The organism is Algoriphagus sp. PAP.12, from assembly GCF_026652115.1.
Classification (GTDB): Bacteria; Bacteroidota; Bacteroidia; order Cytophagales; family Cyclobacteriaceae; genus Algoriphagus.
Window position 1 is genome coordinate 100,064 of the sequence record NZ_JAPPSQ010000015.1, and the last position, 17,381, is coordinate 117,444.

16 protein-coding genes are annotated in these 17,381 nt (G+C 39.3%); 6 read left to right on the forward strand and 10 right to left on the reverse strand.

Features of this window, described 5'->3' with window-relative positions; translation table 11 throughout:
* Positions 1-208: 208 nt before the first annotated feature.
* From O0V13_RS16625 to O0V13_RS16635, 3 genes are read right to left on the reverse strand one after another with little or no spacing between them, the layout of a single operon-like run.
* Positions 209-766: an NADPH-dependent FMN reductase gene (locus O0V13_RS16625; RefSeq protein ID WP_268036100.1), complete on the reverse strand. Its 558-nt coding sequence runs from the start codon at positions 764-766 to the stop codon at positions 209-211.
* A complete protein-coding gene (locus tag O0V13_RS16630) occupies positions 763-1,278 on the reverse strand; it encodes a DUF2480 family protein (protein ID WP_268036101.1) in 516 nt (171 codons plus the stop codon). Before O0V13_RS16630 ends, O0V13_RS16625 begins: the two co-directional genes overlap by 4 nt.
* 48 nt (positions 1,279-1,326) lie before the next feature.
* Complete coding sequence (locus tag O0V13_RS16635; RefSeq protein ID WP_268036102.1) at positions 1,327-1,950, reverse strand: superoxide dismutase; 624 nt, start codon at positions 1,948-1,950, stop codon at positions 1,327-1,329.
* A gap of 193 nt (positions 1,951-2,143) precedes the next feature.
* Here O0V13_RS16635 and O0V13_RS16640 point away from each other — a divergent pair, with 193 nt between their 5' ends.
* The 3 genes from O0V13_RS16640 to O0V13_RS16650 all read left to right on the forward strand — a co-directional run bounded on the left by O0V13_RS16640 (position 2,144) and on the right by O0V13_RS16650 (position 4,663).
* On the forward strand, positions 2,144-2,773 hold the full coding sequence (locus O0V13_RS16640) for a helix-turn-helix transcriptional regulator (protein WP_268036103.1): 630 nt from the start codon (positions 2,144-2,146) through the stop codon (positions 2,771-2,773).
* 202 nt (positions 2,774-2,975) lie between these two features.
* Positions 2,976-3,950: an ion channel gene (locus O0V13_RS16645; protein WP_268036104.1), complete on the forward strand. Its 975-nt coding sequence runs from the start codon at positions 2,976-2,978 to the stop codon at positions 3,948-3,950.
* Positions 3,951-3,952: 2 nt separating this feature from the next.
* Complete coding sequence (locus O0V13_RS16650; protein WP_268036105.1) at positions 3,953-4,663, forward strand: 6-phosphogluconolactonase; 711 nt, start codon at positions 3,953-3,955, stop codon at positions 4,661-4,663.
* A gap of 7 nt (positions 4,664-4,670) precedes the next feature.
* On the opposite strand, the gene O0V13_RS16655 is transcribed toward O0V13_RS16650, so the two are convergent.
* The 6 genes from O0V13_RS16655 to O0V13_RS16680 all read right to left on the reverse strand — a co-directional run bounded on the left by O0V13_RS16655 (position 4,671) and on the right by O0V13_RS16680 (position 12,594).
* Positions 4,671-5,426 (reverse strand): sulfite exporter TauE/SafE family protein, encoded by a 756-nt coding sequence (locus tag O0V13_RS16655; protein WP_268036106.1) that lies wholly within the window; start codon positions 5,424-5,426, stop codon positions 4,671-4,673.
* A gap of 88 nt (positions 5,427-5,514) precedes the next feature.
* Positions 5,515-7,776 carry a xanthine dehydrogenase family protein molybdopterin-binding subunit gene (locus O0V13_RS16660; protein ID WP_268036107.1) on the reverse strand — a complete coding sequence of 754 codons (2,262 nt, stop codon included), beginning with the start codon at positions 7,774-7,776 and terminating at the stop codon, positions 5,515-5,517.
* Positions 7,777-7,786: 10 nt separating this feature from the next.
* Positions 7,787-8,245, reverse strand: coding sequence for a (2Fe-2S)-binding protein (locus tag O0V13_RS16665; RefSeq protein ID WP_268036108.1), 459 nt, complete (start codon positions 8,243-8,245; stop codon positions 7,787-7,789).
* Positions 8,246-8,332: 87 nt separating this feature from the next.
* Complete coding sequence (locus O0V13_RS16670) at positions 8,333-10,585, reverse strand: xanthine dehydrogenase family protein molybdopterin-binding subunit (RefSeq protein ID WP_268036109.1); 2,253 nt, start codon at positions 10,583-10,585, stop codon at positions 8,333-8,335.
* Between the two features lie 111 nt (positions 10,586-10,696).
* Entirely contained in the window at positions 10,697-11,590 is an 894-nt protein-coding gene (locus tag O0V13_RS16675) for an alpha/beta hydrolase (protein WP_268036110.1), read from the reverse strand.
* Positions 11,591-11,697: 107 nt separating this feature from the next.
* Positions 11,698-12,594, reverse strand: coding sequence for an alpha/beta hydrolase (locus tag O0V13_RS16680; protein ID WP_268036111.1), 897 nt, complete (start codon positions 12,592-12,594; stop codon positions 11,698-11,700).
* A 159-nt stretch (positions 12,595-12,753) separates the two neighbouring features.
* On the opposite strand from O0V13_RS16680, the gene O0V13_RS16685 reads away from it, so the two are divergent.
* A complete protein-coding gene (locus tag O0V13_RS16685) occupies positions 12,754-14,094 on the forward strand; it encodes an ammonium transporter (protein ID WP_268036112.1) in 1,341 nt (446 codons plus the stop codon).
* Positions 14,095-14,401: 307 nt separating this feature from the next.
* Here the strand turns inward: O0V13_RS16685 and O0V13_RS16690 are convergent, their stop codons facing one another.
* Positions 14,402-14,923, reverse strand: a complete 522-nt coding sequence (locus tag O0V13_RS16690; RefSeq protein ID WP_268036113.1) for a DinB family protein — start codon at positions 14,921-14,923, stop codon at positions 14,402-14,404.
* Between the two features lie 249 nt (positions 14,924-15,172).
* On the opposite strand from O0V13_RS16690, the gene O0V13_RS16695 reads away from it, so the two are divergent.
* Positions 15,173-15,958 carry a hypothetical protein gene (locus O0V13_RS16695; protein WP_268036114.1) on the forward strand — a complete coding sequence of 262 codons (786 nt, stop codon included), beginning with the start codon at positions 15,173-15,175 and terminating at the stop codon, positions 15,956-15,958.
* A gap of 173 nt (positions 15,959-16,131) precedes the next feature.
* Positions 16,132-17,367, forward strand: coding sequence for a pyridoxal phosphate-dependent decarboxylase family protein (locus O0V13_RS16700; RefSeq protein WP_268036115.1), 1,236 nt, complete (start codon positions 16,132-16,134; stop codon positions 17,365-17,367).
* Positions 17,368-17,381: the final 14 nt, after the last annotated feature.

Consider the following 17,381-nt stretch of genomic DNA (forward strand, 5'->3'; position numbering starts at 1 on the left):
CATGATTATATAATCTCAGGTTCAGTTAGGGTTCCTTTTATGAAATAGGTATTTACTTTATCGATTTGATTCTAAATCGTTGATGTATAATGATTTATAAACGAGCTTTATTAGGAACAAGGATTCTATAAGGGCCTTAAAATAAAAACTCCTTTTCTAATGATGCTAGAAGAGGAGTAATGAAATCAAACAGGGGGTTTTGTTAGTTCTATTTATTGATTTGGATCTTTCGGCCTACAGTTAAATCTAGCAGCAGATTTAATTTGTTTTCAGTTTCCAGAGAAAGGGAATCGGGTAATTCTGGATGAATCAAACTTGCTCTTTGTAAAGGAACTGAATAGGGAACGGGCCAGGCACGAAGTGACTTTGCAATAGCTTCCATGGCATTGATTCCTTGCATAGCCTGAACTCCATCTGCCCAGCAAACCATCCCAATAATTTTGTCACTCAAATAAGGAGTGATATTTTTTGATGTAAGCTCCAGCCAATCGAGACAGTTTTTCATTACTCCTGGAATACTTCCATGGTATAAAGGTGATAACCAAATATGAGCATCTGCCTCCTGAAACTTTGCATTCATGATTTCAACGCCTTTCGGAGTTCTGTTCAGAGTTGGGTCAAACAGGGGAATGCCGCTATCGGATAAATGGAAAATTTGTGAAGGGATTCCTTTTTGATCCAGTTTTTGGGTCAGGTAGTTTCCGATAATTCCAGCAATAGATTCAGGTCTTGAATCCATTGTTCCGTTGAATATTAATACACTCATTTTGAATTGATTTTTCTCTTGAATATCACTTTTGGAAGGCCAATATCTCCCATCATCAAAGATTGTACGACAGGTGAAAGAAGTCTTCCTGCTTCAATATAAATAGATGCCGGGATGTTTGGGTTTGCTTTTACTACTACTTTTTGATTTCTATAGCATTCAAAATCATGTTGCTGTAGGTTTTGTTTCCAAAGATCTAGTTCGATTTGGAATTTTTCTTTCCAATCAAAATATGCGGCATTGGTGTGCAGTTTTTCAGAAAGCATCATATAGACCCATGTAGGGATAATGGTGTCTGCACTACAAATTAAAGCAACAGCCTGCTGTTTGAAACTAGTGGGGTCTAGCTTTGCTAATTCTTCTTTGAATTCTTTCTCCTTTGCAATCAATCCAAGATAGAAAAGCGATGAAACGTCCAACTCAATCACTTTTAGGGAAGGAAAGAAATCCAATAAATCAATAGAAAGTAGACCCCTGTTTGCAGGATCCCGAATCAATTCTTCTGAGTCCATCAATATGTCAAGGTTTGGTAACCATGATTCACCAACGCCGCAATGAATTTAAATTTTTGCTAAGGCTTCTGTGTAGTTTTTCTCTACTGCTTTCCAATCCAAAACAGACCAGAATGCATCTAGGTAGTCAGGTCTTTTGTTTTGATATTTCAAATAATAAGCGTGCTCCCAAACGTCAATTCCTAAGATTGGGAATCCTTTGTCTGTAGTTTGGGTATCCATCAATGGATTGTCTTGATTTGGTGTTGCGGTTACTGCCAATGATCCGCTATGTTTCACGATCAGCCATGCCCAACCTGATCCAAACTGACCCATTCCTGCTTTTTTAACTTCTGCTTTAAATTCTTCCAAAGAACCAAAAGTCTTGTTGATGGCGTCAGCCAAATCTCCGGAAGGCTCAGATTGTGGAGTTGGAGAAAGGATTGACCAAAATAGACTGTGATTGTAGTGACCTCCTCCGTTATTTCTTACAGCTGGTCCATAAGTGCTCACAGATACTAAAATTTCCTCCAATGATTTGTCTGCACCTTCTTTTCCTTCCAATGCATTGTTCAGGTTATTAACATATGCCTGATGATGCTTGGTATGGTGGATAGTCATTGTTTCTTGATCGAAATGTGGCTCTAGAGCCTCATAGGCATAGGGTAATGCCGGTAGTTCAAACTTGCTCATTTTTGTTTTGGTTTAGAATGATTACTGATACAAATGTAGTAGCTTGTTAATAATAAAACAACCTTTTGGTTGTTTAAATATTTTTCTATTACATTTGTAATGCATTGAAAATCAGTATTTATTGATATTTTCTATATCTTATAGAAATTATATACCTTTGAATAGGTAGTGAAAACCAACATTTTATTGATTTATGAAGAAAGAAATTCAAGATCGGATATTGATGTTTCTGAAAATGAAAGGTCAGGGAAATGCCCAGCAAATCTCTGATGAGTTCTCTATTACTAAGGAGGGCGCTCGAAAACATTTAATGAAAATGGAGGCTGAAGGCCTTTTGAAACAGGAAATTAAAAAAGAGGGAGTGGGAAGACCGGTAGTTTTATTCTCCCTTACTGAAAAGGGCTTTTCTAGATTTCCTGATTCCCATGCAATGATTACAGTTCAACTTCTCAAATCAATCAAAAATCTCTTAGGAGAAAATGCGCTGGACCTTTTGATCAATGATAGAGAGACATTTACCTATCAGATATACTCTCAACAGATGAATCAGGAGAAAACTTTGGAAAGAAAGCTTTCAGTTTTGGCCGAAAAACGAAGTAAAGAAGGGTACATGGCAGAATGGAAAAAAGAGAATGGAAGCTACTTTTTAATAGAAAACCATTGTCCAATCTGTGCAGCGGCAAAGGAATGTCAATTATTCTGCAGATCTGAATTGAAGAATTTCAGAGAATTGCTAGGGCCAGATTATCAGATTCAGAGAGTTGAATACATTCTCGGTGAGGGAACTCGATGCGTATATAAAATTGATCAAATCTCGAAATGAAGTAAATAGGCCTCTGTGAGATGGCAGGCTAAAGCCTTCATTTGATAGCTTCAAAAGAAACCGTTTATTTTAATTTTCCGGGAGATATTATTTTTTTTCAATTGTCAATAAATTCCTATTTTAAAACTGGTAGAATCCAATCTTTACTAAAAATTCAATTTTGTAGCGAGATTGGATTTCCTCGGTTATAAAAATAGAGTTAATGAGCATAAAATACGGGTCCAATAATTCAAGATTAGAGCAGGAGAGAAGTCGGAAAGATTCAGGCTTTGGGACCACCACGACCAGTACTAAAGCAAGATTAATTTTGCCTGATGGTTCCTTTAATGTGAAAAGGAAAGGTCAATCATTTTCAGCTTGGCTCAATTTATATCACCGAATGATCACCATGTCAGTTTTTGAATTCGTTTTTGTGATAGCCTCAGCCTACTTTATTGTCAATTTGGTTTTTGCACTGTTCTATTACCTGATCGGTGTGGAGCATTTGAATGGTATTGAGGAACAGACCAAGTACCTATCTGAGTTTTGGGGGGCATTCTTTTTCAGTAGTCAAACTTTAACGACTGTAGGTTATGGACACATCAGCCCTCTGGGAAGCCTGACAAATGCAGTAGCTGCAGTCGAGGCATTAATAGGTCTAATGATGTTTGCCTTGATCACAGGGTTGGTTTATGGTCGATTCAGTACTCCAAGTCCCAAAATTGTCTTCAGTAAAAACATCCTGGTTTCACCTTATTTGGATATTAATGGCTTGATGTTTCGGATGATTAATGAAAGGAATAGCCAGTTGATCAATGTGAGGGTGAGCGTCATGATGAGCCGAAATGAAAAGGATGTAGCAGGTAAAGTGACAAGGAAATATTATACACTGGCGTTGGAAAGGGAAATGATTCAGTTTTTTTCCACTAGCTGGACCATCGTGCATCCCATAACGCCGGACAGTCCTTTTTATCAACAAAACCAAGAAAGTTTGGCCGCAACTGATACGGAGATTTTGATAGCCGTTGAGGGTATGAATGATGCTTATGCAGATCCTGTTCACGTTCGCACTTCTTACCTATACAATGAATTTTTATGGGGGAAAAAATTTGAGTCAGTTTTGTCCGAAAGGGGAAGTGGATATATTGTGGATCTGGATGGAATCAATGCAGTAAGAAATGAGCCTTTAAATAATTGAATATGAAAATTCACGTTTGTCCTGATTATAAGGCGATGAGCCAAAAAGCTGCTGATTTGGTTCATTTGGAAATCGGGAAAAAGCCCAATTTGCTATTTTGTGTTGCCAGTGGAGGTTCGCCAGCAGGCTTATATGAGTTAATGGTAAAGAAGCATCTCAAAAACCCGGAGTTTTTCAATAAAATCAGAATGATCAAACTGGATGAATGGGTGGGGCTACCAGCAGGATCTGAGTTTTCTTCAGAGTATGATGTGCAACAAAAATTGCTTCAACAAATTGATATTCCAGCCTCCAGATATATTGCTTTCGATGATCAGACTTCTGATCCTGATGGGGAATGCAAAAGAATCCAGACAGAAATTGAGCAATCCGGGCCCATTGATATTTGCATCTTGGGAATCGGTCAAAATGGGCATATAGCCTTGAATGAACCTAATTCAAAATTGCAATTGGATTGTCACGTGGCGGCTTTATCCGAGAGAACTTTGTCCAGCGGGATGATAGAAAAAGTTGGAATTCCTTTGAAGGAAGGTATGACAATCGGATTAGGAGGAATTATGGCTTCTAATATGGTGATTTTGCTAATTACAGGGAAAGGCAAAAAGGAGGCTTTTGATCAATTGATGACAAAAGAAATCAATCCTGAATTACCTGCTTCAATGCTCTGGTTGCATCCAAACGCCTATGTGATTGTAAATGAGACTTCGGTATAGATGCATGTCAGATTTTTATCCCAAAAGCATGCAATAATACCAATCTCAGACCCACATAAATCACCAAAATCGCTGTGAGACCTCCTAAGATTCTGAGATTAAATTTTTTGTTGGAAAGGTAAGAACCTATTCCTCCTCCTAATAAGACGGCAATTACCAATTTCCAAAGTAAACTTAGGTCGATTTCAAGTGTTCCTGCAACCGATAACCCCAAAAGGCCTGCAACCGAATTGACCAGGATAAAAACGGATGCCAAAGCTGCAACTGTTCTTGGATTGGCCCAATTTAGAAGGTTCAGTACTGGAGAAAGAAATATTCCTCCACCGATTCCTGAAATACCAGCCAAGAATCCAACACTACCACCTAAAGCTAATTTTTTAGGGAGTTGAAATTCCTTGGAAACTAATTTGGCTTTGACATATCTCAATAGCATAAACCCTCCGGAAAGTATCAAAGAGGTTCCCAAAATAAGGAAAAAGGTAGTTTGAGAAAGGCGCAATTGCGCTCCAAAATAGGAGAGAGGGATGCTGCTGACTAGAAAAGGCCAAAAAAGCTTCAGATCAAATACTTTGTTTTTGACAAATACGAAAGTCCCAATTGAAACTACGCAAAGGTTTAAAATCAATGCTGTGGATCGAATTTCATAGAAATTGCTGATAAAAAGGCTCATGATGGCCAGGTAGCTTGATCCTCCTCCAAAGCCTACAGAACTGTAAAACAGGGCAATAATAAAAAATAGAACAGGGAGAAATTCAATGGACATGAAGTTTGATAGTGTAAGTTGGGTGAAAATAAAAAACCAACCCAAGTTAAGAATGATTTGGGTTGGCTTTCCAGAAATTGAATGAGAATTACATTTTCAAGTTTTGCATCTCTAATTGAGGGGCAAATGGCTGTTCGTAATATCGTTTGCCTGTTGCTTTATATAATGAATTGGCCAATGCAGCAAATACAGGTGGGAAGAGCGGCTCTCCCAATCCGGTAGGATCTTCATTGTTTTGTACAAAGTGCACCTCGATTTTTTTTGGGGCCTCTTTATGCCTGATCATTCTATATTTATCAAAATTGGTTTTGGTAGGAGCTCCATTTTCAAAAGCCATTTCTCCGAAGTAGGCATTTCCGATTCCGTCGACTATTGCGCCTTCTCCCATATTGGCTGCAGCATCTGGATTTACCACGATTCCACAATCCACCGCGGCATAGACATTTTCTACCACTGGTTGATTGTCTTTGACTACTGTGTCTACCACCTCAGCTACATAGGAATTGTGACAGAAATAAGCGGAGACTCCTCGGTGAACATTTGCTTGGGGGCTTTTCCAGTTTGATTTATCTCTTACCATTTCCAAAACCCCGGCATATCTAGCTGGGACATAGTCGTTGTTTTCACCTACGGGATCAGTTTCCGCTCTTTTCAAAAGTTCCAGTCTGAATTCAATTGGGTCTTTTCCCATTTCTTCCGCTAATTCATCCAAAAAACTTTGTTCTGCACCTGCGATGAAGTTGGATCTCGGTGCTCGGAAAGCTCCGATGGTAATGTTTGATGGAATATCCCAGCCTTCAGCAAGATAGTTATCAATGGCACCTGCCGGAAATCGGTTGGCATGCAAAGGTGATTCAGGGATCCCTCCAGCCTTGACATGGAAAGCCAATAGGTTGTTATTTTCATCAAGAGCTGCTCGATAGGTTGCCGAATAAGTAGGTCTATAAACCCCGGCGGACATATCATCTTCTCTTGTATAGACCATTTTAACTGGAGCTTGGATTTTTTGAGAAATCAAAGCTGCTTCTACCAAATGATGGCTATAGGCTCTTCGTCCAAAACCTCCACCCATTCTGGCTAGATTGATTTGGATATTTTCTTTGGGGATTCCCAAAGCTTGTTCAATGGTACCTCTTATCAGATCAGGCGCCTGAGTAGGGCCGTAGATTTCTGCTTTATCTCCTTTGACATCAGCGAATGCATTCATCGGCTCCATGGTGTTATGAGCCAAAAAAGGAGCAGAATAAGTTCTTTCGATTACTTTATGCGCATTTTTGAATTGACCTTCTGGATCACCATCTCTTCTAAGCACATTTCCTGGCTTATTGATGTATTCAGCCATTCTAGCCTTGTGACTGCTGGTATTTTCCAAGCCTGCGGGAATTGTAACTTCGGTGGCATTTCCACCAAATCCTGCTGCCATGAACTCTGTTTTGGGAGCTTCTTCCCATTCAGCTTTCAAATTCTTTTTGGCTTGCATTACTTCCCAGGTCGAATTACCGACGATTGCTATTATTTCGGGGAAAGTAGTGGTGTCGAAAAAGTTCCTTCTATAATCATCCTTGAAAAGATTAATAGAAAAAGCATCAATTATGCCTGACATTCCACTTACTGACTCCTTATCAAAGGATTTCAATTTCATTCCAAATGCCGGTGGATGGACAATGGCAGCGTATTTCATTCCTTCTACCTTCTTGTCCAAGGCATACATCGGTTTTCCCGTTACGATATTTTTTCCGTCTACATTCTTTTTGGAGTTACCGATGATTTTAAAATCTTTGATTTCTTTTAGAGCGATATCCTCTGGAATTTCCATCTTGGCTGCTAAAGAAGCCATTTCGCCATATCCGGCTTTTTTACCTGATTCTGCATGGCTTATTTCTCCATTAGAAGTGGTGATTTCAGAGGATGGTACACTCCATGTCTGGGCTGCAGCAGCTACCAATAAGGCTCTGGCTGTAGCACCTGCGGTTCTCATAGGTACCCAACCCTGACGGATTCCCTGACTACCTCCTGTAAACTGTCTGTCGTATCGTTCCGGATAAAAATCTGCTTGTTCTACCATCACATTTTTCCAGTCCACATCCAATTCCTCTGCAATAAGCATGGGCATAGATGTTTTGACATTTGAGCCAAATTCCGGATTTGGAGAGAAAAGAGTGATTAATCCATTGTCACCAATTTTGATGTAGCTATTCAATTCAAACCATTCCTTAGGCATGGCAAGCATTTCTTTAGCGGTAGGTTTGCAACCGGCAAGCCAGCTAAAACTCAAAACCATACCACCTCCAGCTAATGCAGAAACCTTTAAAAACGATCTTCTATTAATTTTTGTGTTTGCGCTTTTCATGGTGTCAGATTTATAGGTTTTGGGATGCGGTCTTAACAGCAGCTTTTATTCTAGTGTAGGTTCCGCAACGGCAAATATTCCCATTCATCGCATTTTCGATATCCGCGTCGCTTGGACTTGGATTACTTTTCAATAGGGCTGCAGCAGACATGATTTGACCTGCTTGGCAATAACCGCACTGAGGAACATCATGCTCGATCCATGCTTTTTGAACGGGATGGTCTCCTTCTTCTGAAAGCCCTTCAATAGTGGTGATTTCTGAAGATTCCACTGCAGAAACGGGCAGCTGACATGATCTGACTGCATTTCCATCCATATGGACTGTACAAGCGCCACATTGGGCAATTCCGCAACCGAATTTAGTACCCACAAGATCCAGGTGATCACGCAATACCCAAAGCATTGGTGTATTTGGATCTACATCTACTTGTAGGGATTTACCATTGATTTTAAGATTGTATGTAGCCATAGTATTTTCTGTTTATATAAAGATAGGGATAAGAATAAAGGCCTGCTTACGAAATTCAAACAGAAAGCCTTCTAAATCAAATTGATATCAGGTATTTGATAGAGTGTTGAGTTGGTCTATATAAGGTTGGTCATAAAACCGCTGTCCCGTATTTTGGTAAAGGGCATTGGCCAAAGCTGCAAAAACAGGGGGATAGGCAGGTTCACCTAATCCAGTTGGATCAATTGAGTTTTCAACAAAGTAAGTTTCTACTTTTTCCGGAGCTTCAGACATTCTAATCATGCGATAGGTGTCGAAGTTTTGACTTTGAGGGATTCCATTTTCAAATGATTGCTTTCCAAAAAGGGCGGTTCCAATTCCATCTACAACTGCTCCTTCACAGAGGTTTTTTGCAGCATCAGGATTGACTACGATTCCACAATCTATTGCACTGATCACCTTATTTATTTTTGGGGTCCCATTCTCTTTTTTCAACTCTACCACTTGGGCAGCATAACTGTTATGGCAAAAATAGGCCGAAACTCCTTTTGATATTTCAGGATTATCAGTATTCCAATTGGATTTGGTTTTGACTAACTCTAAAACTCCGATATATCGATCAGCATCATAGTCATTTCTTTCGCCAACAGGTTTGTCTTTTGCCTTTTTCAAAAGTTCCAATCTGAATTCAATGGGATCCTTTCCCATTTCTTCTGCCAATTCATCCAAAAAGGACTGTTCGGCAGAGGCATTAAAATTGGATCTAGGAGCTCGGAACGAACCTGTTGTGACATTTGAAGGAACTTCCCAGCCTTCGGCCAAATAATTGTCTATTGCTCCTGCAGGGAATCGATTGGCATGAAGAGGGTTTTCAGGCAATCCACCTCCGATTACATGGAATCCAATCAATTGATTGTTGTCATCCAAAGCCGCCCGGTAGATTAACTGGTATCGAGAACGATAAATTCCTGCGGACATATCGTCTTCTCTGGTGTAGGTGAGTTTTACAGGACTACCGACCTGTTGGGAAATTACTGCAGCTTCGATTAGCCAATGAGCATAGGATCTTCTACCATATCCTCCTCCCAATCGCGTCATTTCTATTTCTATATTTTCTATAGGAATTCCCAACCTTTGCGATAAAGCTTGTTCCGTTAATTCAGGTTTTTGTAGAGGTCCTGCTGCAAGAACTTTATTATCTCTTACGTCGGCGAAGAAATTCATCGGCTCCATGCAATTATGAACCAAAAAAGGAGCTGTATAGGTTTTTTCAATGATTTTGTATGCCTCAGCAAAAGCTTTTTCAGGATTTCCATCCCTCCTTAGTTGACTTGGAGATTGAGTCGCTTTAAGCATTTTTGCTTCTTGGGTGCTTTCACTTTCCAGTCCAGCAGGAACTTCCCGAGATCCAGGGCGTCCAAACATATCTCTTTCCTCTACATAAGAGTCAATTTCTTCCCATTCAGCTGTAATTGCTTTTTTTGCCTGAAGTACCTGCCATGTACTATCTCCAACGATAGCGATTAAATCGGTGAATTGAACAGTATCAAAAAAGGTTCTTGGATAATCATCCTGTAAAGATTTAATCCGAAATACATCTTGAATCCCAGGTAAAACCTTGGCTTTTTCTGCATCGAATGATTTAAGCCTTAGACCAAATGCCGGGGGATGGATGATCATCGCATATTTCATCCCTTCCTTTTTGTAGTCTATCCCAAACAAGGGTTTTCCCGTCACGATTTTTTTGATGTCCACATTTTGATGGGATTTTCCTATCAATTTGAAATCTGATATCTCCTTGAGTGGAATTTGTTCCGGAATTGGTAGTGTAGCTGCTATGGACGCCATTTCACCATAATGTGCTTTCTTTCCAGAGGATTCATGGGTTAAGTACCCAGACTCTGTTTTGATTTCGTTTTGGGGTACGTTCCAAGTTTGAGCAGCAGCTAGGATCAATAATTGTCTTGCAGTAGCACCTGCTGTTCTCAGGGGAATCCAACTTGTTCGGATTGCCTGACTTCCGCCGATGAATTGTCGAGTGAAATTATCAGTGTCCAAAGGAGCTTGCTCCACCACTACATTTTTCCAAACGGCATCCAGCTCTTCTGCTACGAGCATGGGCATGGATGTTTTTACATTTTGCCCGCCTTCTGGATTTGGAGACATAATTGTTATCAGTCCGTTTTCCCCAATTTTGATAAATCCATTTAACCTAAACCATTCATCCGGCGCACCAAGTTTTTCAATTTCATCAGGTTTACAGCCTGTTAACATATTAAAACTTAAGAGCAAGCCTCCTCCGGTAAGGGCCGAGACTTTCAGAAAAGATCGACGATTTATTTTTTTTGATTCCAAAATCATAAATGAATCAAGGTGTTTTTGTAATTGATTGGATATGAAATACTTGATTAATATAAGGAATATTAAAAACAAGCACTAGATAGGATTGATGGAAGGAAAATGAAAGCGGGCTTATTTCAAATGAGTTTCCATAAATCCAATTACTTTTTTTCTGACTTCCGAAGCGTCAAACATAGGCCCAAAATGTGGAGCGCCCGGAACTATATGGAGCTCAGTTGGTACTTTAGAAACTTTGAGCCAAGAGTTTAATAAATGGGATTGACGAGGGGAGACTTGATCATCTTTTTCTCCATGTATGATGATAAATGGGGGATCTTTCTCATCCACAAAACTGACTGGGCTTGCCATTTTTGCCAAATCTGGTCTATCTAATGGGGCTGCACCAATTAGTAAGCCTTCAGGGGATTTGGGGTCATCTGCTCCTGGAAATAAGGTTAAGTCTGCCGGCCCGTAGTAGTCTACAACTCCTCTGAATTTGAATCCTTTATTACTATTTGAAAAAAAGAATTTATCCACTTGATTGTTTTTTGACAGACCTAGCAAAGCTGCCAAATGTCCACCTGCCGAAAACCCCATCACGATAAATCGATCTGTGTCAAAATTGTATTTTTCAGCGTTTTCGAATAGGTAAGAAATTGCAGCATTACAATCTTGCATCTGAGCAGGAAATACAGCTTGAGTGCTAAATCGATAATCAATCGAGGCAATTGCGTAGCCATGATTGATGATTTCCGATACTGTTTCTTTCAAATAACCAAAAGCTGCATACTTGTCATTTTGAAGCCATCCTCCTCCATGCATCCAAATGATCAAAGGTGTTTTTTCATTCGCTTTCGGTGGTAAATAAATATCCAGCAAATGTTTTTTTAAAGTGTCTTGGAAATAGGGGATATTCCCGTGAAGAGTTGTTCCTTCTGGGAATAGATGCATGATTTTATTGGTTTGCGATCTGGAGCTGAAAGCAACCAAGAGAATTATAAGGCATGAAAGGAGTGATTTTTTCATAGGGGATTTTTTTCAGCGCATAATGTTCTAAAAATCAACTTAAAAGACTTTTCCAACAATCATGTAGGGTCATGGGATTGTTACTAGTTAAAGCTGATTTATAAATTCTAGTTAAGATTAATCTTAAGGAACTCTAACACACGTTTTCTGATTTCCGGAGCATCGAACATCGGTCCAAAATGTGGCGCCCCAGGGACAACGATTAAATCAGTCTGCACCCCTTTTACTTTCAACCATGCATTCAATAAATGAGATTGCCTAGGTGAAACCAAATCATCTTTTTCACCATGAATAATCAAAAAAGGAGGGTCATTTTCATCTACAAAGCTTACAGGACTGGCCATTTTTGCTAAATCCGGTCTATCCAATGGTGCTGCTCCAATCAATAATCCTTCGGGTGATTTTGGGTCTGTTGCCCCTGGAAACAAGGTCAAATCCGCTGGTCCATAGAAATCCACTACCGCCTTGAATTTGAAATCCCGACTAGTACCCGGGACAAAAAATGTGTCCACTTTTTGATTGATTGAAAGACCCAGCATCGAGGCCAAATGACCACCTGCAGAAAATCCCATCAGAGCAAAGCGATCTGTATCAAAACCATATTCTTTGGCATGATCATACAAATAGGAGATTCCTGCATTACAGTCCAGCATTTGAGCAGGAAAAGTTGCCTGTGTACTGAATCTGTAGTCTATGGATGCCAAAGCATAGCCTTGATTGATGATTTCTGCTATAGTCTCTTTCATATATCCCATATCTGCATATTTGTCATTGCTGAGCCATCCTCCACCATGCACCCAAATCACCAAAGGTACTTTTCCTTTAGTGTTAGGTGGCAGGTATATATCAAGAAGGTGTTTTTTTAATGTGTCTTGCATGTAGGGAATATTTCCATGAAGGATTGTTCCTTCGGGAAAAAGTTTCATCACTGGATTGGATTGAGAAAATACAGGTGAAAGACTTAAACCTAAAAATAGGAGTAGGAGGGTTATTCTAGTTTTCATTGGATTTTAAATTTGCATTAAGGTAGATTTTTTGAAAACATGATAATCCTGATTTTGATTCTTTTTAATAAAATTTTGTTCAGACGATAATAATTTCAATTTTTGCCTGAATTTTTATTAAAAAGGCAAAGTAATTTTGCTGATTAAAGAAAAAGTAAAATGAAAAACAAATGGAAATTGGCGTTTCTGATTACCATAGCAGCGCCAGTAGTAAGTTTCTTTTGGAAAGTAAAAGACCCTGTTATTGACCATTTTGGAACTGAAGATCAATTGGTATTTGCAGATATAGCCTGGCTATTGACTGCATCCTGTTTGGTTCTTTTGATGACTCCCGGCTTATCCTTGTTCTATGGTGGAATGGTAGGTAAAAAGAATTTGATTTCGACCATGCTTCAAAGCTTTATTTCCCTGGGAGTAGTGAGTATGCTTTGGGTGGTTGTGGCATTTAGCCTTTCATTTGGAGATGCCTGGTTGGGAATAACAATCGATGGTACCAGATATGGTATTTTGGGAAATCCTTTCCAATTTATGTTTTTTGATCAGGTAGCTACCTTGCCTCATTTGGCTTTGGGCTCTACAATTCCATTTGTTCTCTTTGCTCTATTTCAGATGAAATTTGCAGTCATTACCCCTGCAATTATCACCGGTTCTTTTGCTGAAAGAGTGCGATTTATCGGATACTTATTTTTTATCGGAATATTCACGGTTTTAGTTTACGCTCCCTTGTGTCATATGGTGTGGCACCCAGATGGGTTGATTGGAGCATATTTTGGAGTGGTGGATTTTGCCGGTGGAACGGTGGTACATATCAGTGCTGGATTAGCATCACTCGCAGGAGCACTTTTCATTGGAAAGAGAAAAAGCCCGAATCATAATCCTTCAAATGTAACCTATGTAATTTTGGGTACAGGGATGCTTTGGTTTGGCTGGTTTGGCTTTAATGCGGGATCCTCATTGGCAGCAAATGGCACAGCTGCTATGGCATTTGCGACTACGACTATTAGTTCTGCAACAGCCATGATGACTTGGGTGCTATTTGATAGGATTCAGGGAAGAAAAATCTCAGCAATGCAAGCATGTATAGGAGCGGTAGTGGGTTTGGTCGTGATTACCCCTGCAGCAGGTTATATTACAGTTCCTCAGAGTTTTATGTTCGGATTTATTGGGGCCATGGTTTCTAATGTTCTAATGAATGCCAAGTTCCTAAAAAGAATAGATGATACACTTGATGTGTTTGCATGTCACGGTATCGGAGGGATCATGGGGATGATATTAACTGCGATTTTTGCCAATAAAGAAGGAGCTAGTCTTCTGCATGGTGGTTGGGGAGTATTTGCATCACACATGATGGTGTTGATCGCCGTTGCAGCATTTTCTTTTGGAGCTTCGTATCTGATTTTCTTCGTCTTGAATAAGTTTGTGACTCTGAGAGTAAGGGAAGAATATGAGGAAATTGGCCTGGATCTTTCTCAGCATGGAGAATCATTGAAAAGTAGCTAAGGAAAGTACATCAATAAAAAAGGTTTGAAATTGGAGTTTATCCCAAATTCAAACCTTTTTTAATTTTACTATTATCTCTCTTGTTTAATAATTATGGAACTTTTTTAAGACAAGAAGTTCCCAAACCTAAGGTGGCAATCGGGATCTTTTGCCTGCATTGGCTTGAAAAATGCCCTCGGACATTTTCTGCCGGATTGGTTCAACCGCTAAAAATCGCCGGATTTCCGAACAAATTCGGAACTAGGCGATTTTTTTAACGCTTGTTGACCTCATTCCGTCATCAGCCTCACGTTTTTAAAGAAATTCTTTAAAACAACTTCTCTTGTGGAGGCGTAACTCCACCCAATCTGAGATAAACAGTAGTTTGCCCTCTGTGATGAGTTTGATGTTCAAAGGCCTTTTCGATGGCTTTCATTCTGCTCATGTCAAATCTTCCGAATAGTTGAATTTCTTCATTAAACTGGCCTGAAGGAAGTTTTTTAATGCTTTCGATAACAAAATCATATCCATCGCTTACCAATTTGATGACCGTGTCTTTGGATTGGTCTGTGGATTTTTCTGATCCACCAGCTCCTTCAGGCATAGCAGCTCCCGTTGCGGTGGCAATAAACCCATAATTGGCATCATTTAAATGCAACATTTGTTGCGCAAAGGACCGCATCTCGGGGGTTGGTTTCAGGTCATATTTGTCAGCAGGCATGGCTTCCAAATATTCTAGCGTGTAGGCTTTCGCTCTTTCCCAGTCTTTGACCATTTCATCAGTAAGAGTTTGGGAAAAAGCTACGGTACTAATCCCAATGAAGAATAGTAGTGTTGTTAAGGCTTTCATTTTTTTCTGGTTTTTGTTTCCAGAAGGTACAAAAAATAAAAGTCAGATTACCTCAAGATTTTTTGCACTGGGGAATCTATTCATCTTGAATATCTGAGGAGTTTGGGTCTAATTGAAAATCCATTGTTTGAATTTCGTAATATTAGGTTTGAAAAATAGAGGTATAATATTTTGTTAGAATCTATTTTTGTAAAATAAATTGGAAAAGAATCGCTTTTTTCCTTTATAAATCTGCAATTGCCCAATCTAATGAATACTCAATCTACTATGAGAATTGTGTTGATCTGTTTATTGATCAGCGTAACTCTTTCCTTGGAATCCAATGCCCAAAATCCCACCGAAAATCAATCTTTAATCAAACATTTCAACGGAACAATCACAGCAACAAATAATGGGGTTTCAATTATTCCCTCTTTTACTTTGGGTAGGCCTGCTGTTTTTTTTGATTTGAATATAGGTGGAGAGAGGTTGACTTTCGAGCCCATGTTTCGGTTTGGAATGGATGGCAAACCTTGGTCCTTTGTCCTGTGGTGGAGGTATAAAATAATAAAGGATAAGCGTTTTTCTTTGACTGCTGGAGCTCATCCGGCATTTTTGTTTAAAGAAATGGAAGTGCTGGTAGATGGGAAACCAGAGAAAATGATGGTATCAAAACGGTATTTGGCAATGGAGCTTTCCCCTTCTTTTCAGTTGACACCGAAATCAAGCCTGGGAATTTATTTCCTAAAAGGACATGGCTTTGATCCTGATCCTCCTGTGAATTCTACCTTCGTTGGTTTTAATTGGACGCTGAAGAATGTGCCAATAGGAGAGAATTTAAGTTTTAAGATGACTCCTCAGTTTTATTACCTAAAAGTTGATGAAAATGACGGGGTATATGTGACTTCCACCTTTACATTCACCCATCAAAAGTTGCCATTTGGGATTGCTTCGACCTTGAACCAAAAGTTAAACTCCACCATCGCCGGAGATGACTTTGTATGGAATATTGCCCTGCTCTACAACTTTGCAAATCAGTTCACAAAAAAGAGATGACATGTGTCTGGATTATTCTAATTGCATTTCATTTATGCGAATGGCGGAATAATTCTCTAAAAGAGGAATATTGGGCTTATATAAGGCTCTTTTCGGGCTTCATTCTATCTTTGCACCTCCAAAAGCTTTTGGAAAAGAATAAGAAACCCAATTAGTAACAAATGAAAATTGATATGAAGTTCTGGAAAAAGTTAAGTACAGAGCAAAGACTCCAGAGGGTCCAGCAGGCCTTAAAAGGAAATGTAGATTTTTATAATGATGCGAGCCTAGGTTATCCAGCTTCCAGGTTGGATGAAAAGGTCTTTCCTGTAGATGCTCCATTTCTCAAGGATGCGCCTGTACTTTCTACTTTTGTAGCCAATCCAAACCATATAGGTTGCCATACATTTGGGACTTCAGAATCGGCCTTTAAAGGGACCCATGAAATTGAACGAGATGTGCTTGATATGATAGCAGTGGATTTGTTCAAAGCGGAAGAAGGTGAATACGACGGATATATCTCCCCGGGAGGAACTGAAGCTAATATTCAGGCACTTTGGATTTACAGAAATGAATTCAAAAAGAAGTTTAATGCCAAGCTGGATGAGATTGCAATTTTGGCCTCTGAAGACACGCATTATTCAATTCCCAAAGGAGCAAATTTGCTTACCCTAGATTGGATTAAAATCCCGGTAGATTCTAACACTCGTCAGATAGCAAAAGAAGATTTGGAAGCACAGGTGTCCAAAGCAATTGAGGAGGGAAAGAAGTATTTTATTGCTGTTTCTAATATGGGGACTACCATGTTTGGTTCGGTAGACGATCCCAATCTTTATTCTACGGTTTTGAAGTCATTTGATGTTCCATTTAGAATGCATATTGATGGAGCTTATGGAGGCTTTGTGTTTCCTTTTTCGGAAAATGAAAGCCAGATCAATTTCCAGAATCCAGATATTTCCTCTATTACAATTGACGCACACAAGATGCTTCAAGCTCCTTATGGAACTGGGATTTTTATTTCAAGAAAAGGATTAATTGAAAATGTATTAACTACAGAAGCTCAATATGTAGAGGGTATGGACTTAACCCTTTGCGGAAGCCGTTCTGGAGCCAATGCTGTCGCTGTTTGGGTGATCCTAACTACCTATGGACCTCACAAATGGTTTGAGAAAATCTCCATTTTGAAAATGAGAACAAACTACTTGTGCAAGAGTTTGGATGAGATGAATGTTCCTTATTTCAGAGAGCCTGAGATGAATATTGTAACGATTAGATCACATGCAGTCCCTAAAGACTTGGCGAAAAAATATAGCCTAGTTCCAGAATCACATACTTCTGATAATGAATGGTACAAGATCGTTTTGATGGATCACGTTGAAGTGGAACATCTCAAGGATTTTATTCAGGAATTGAAAGCGGTAAAAGCTTAATATTCTTGATTAAA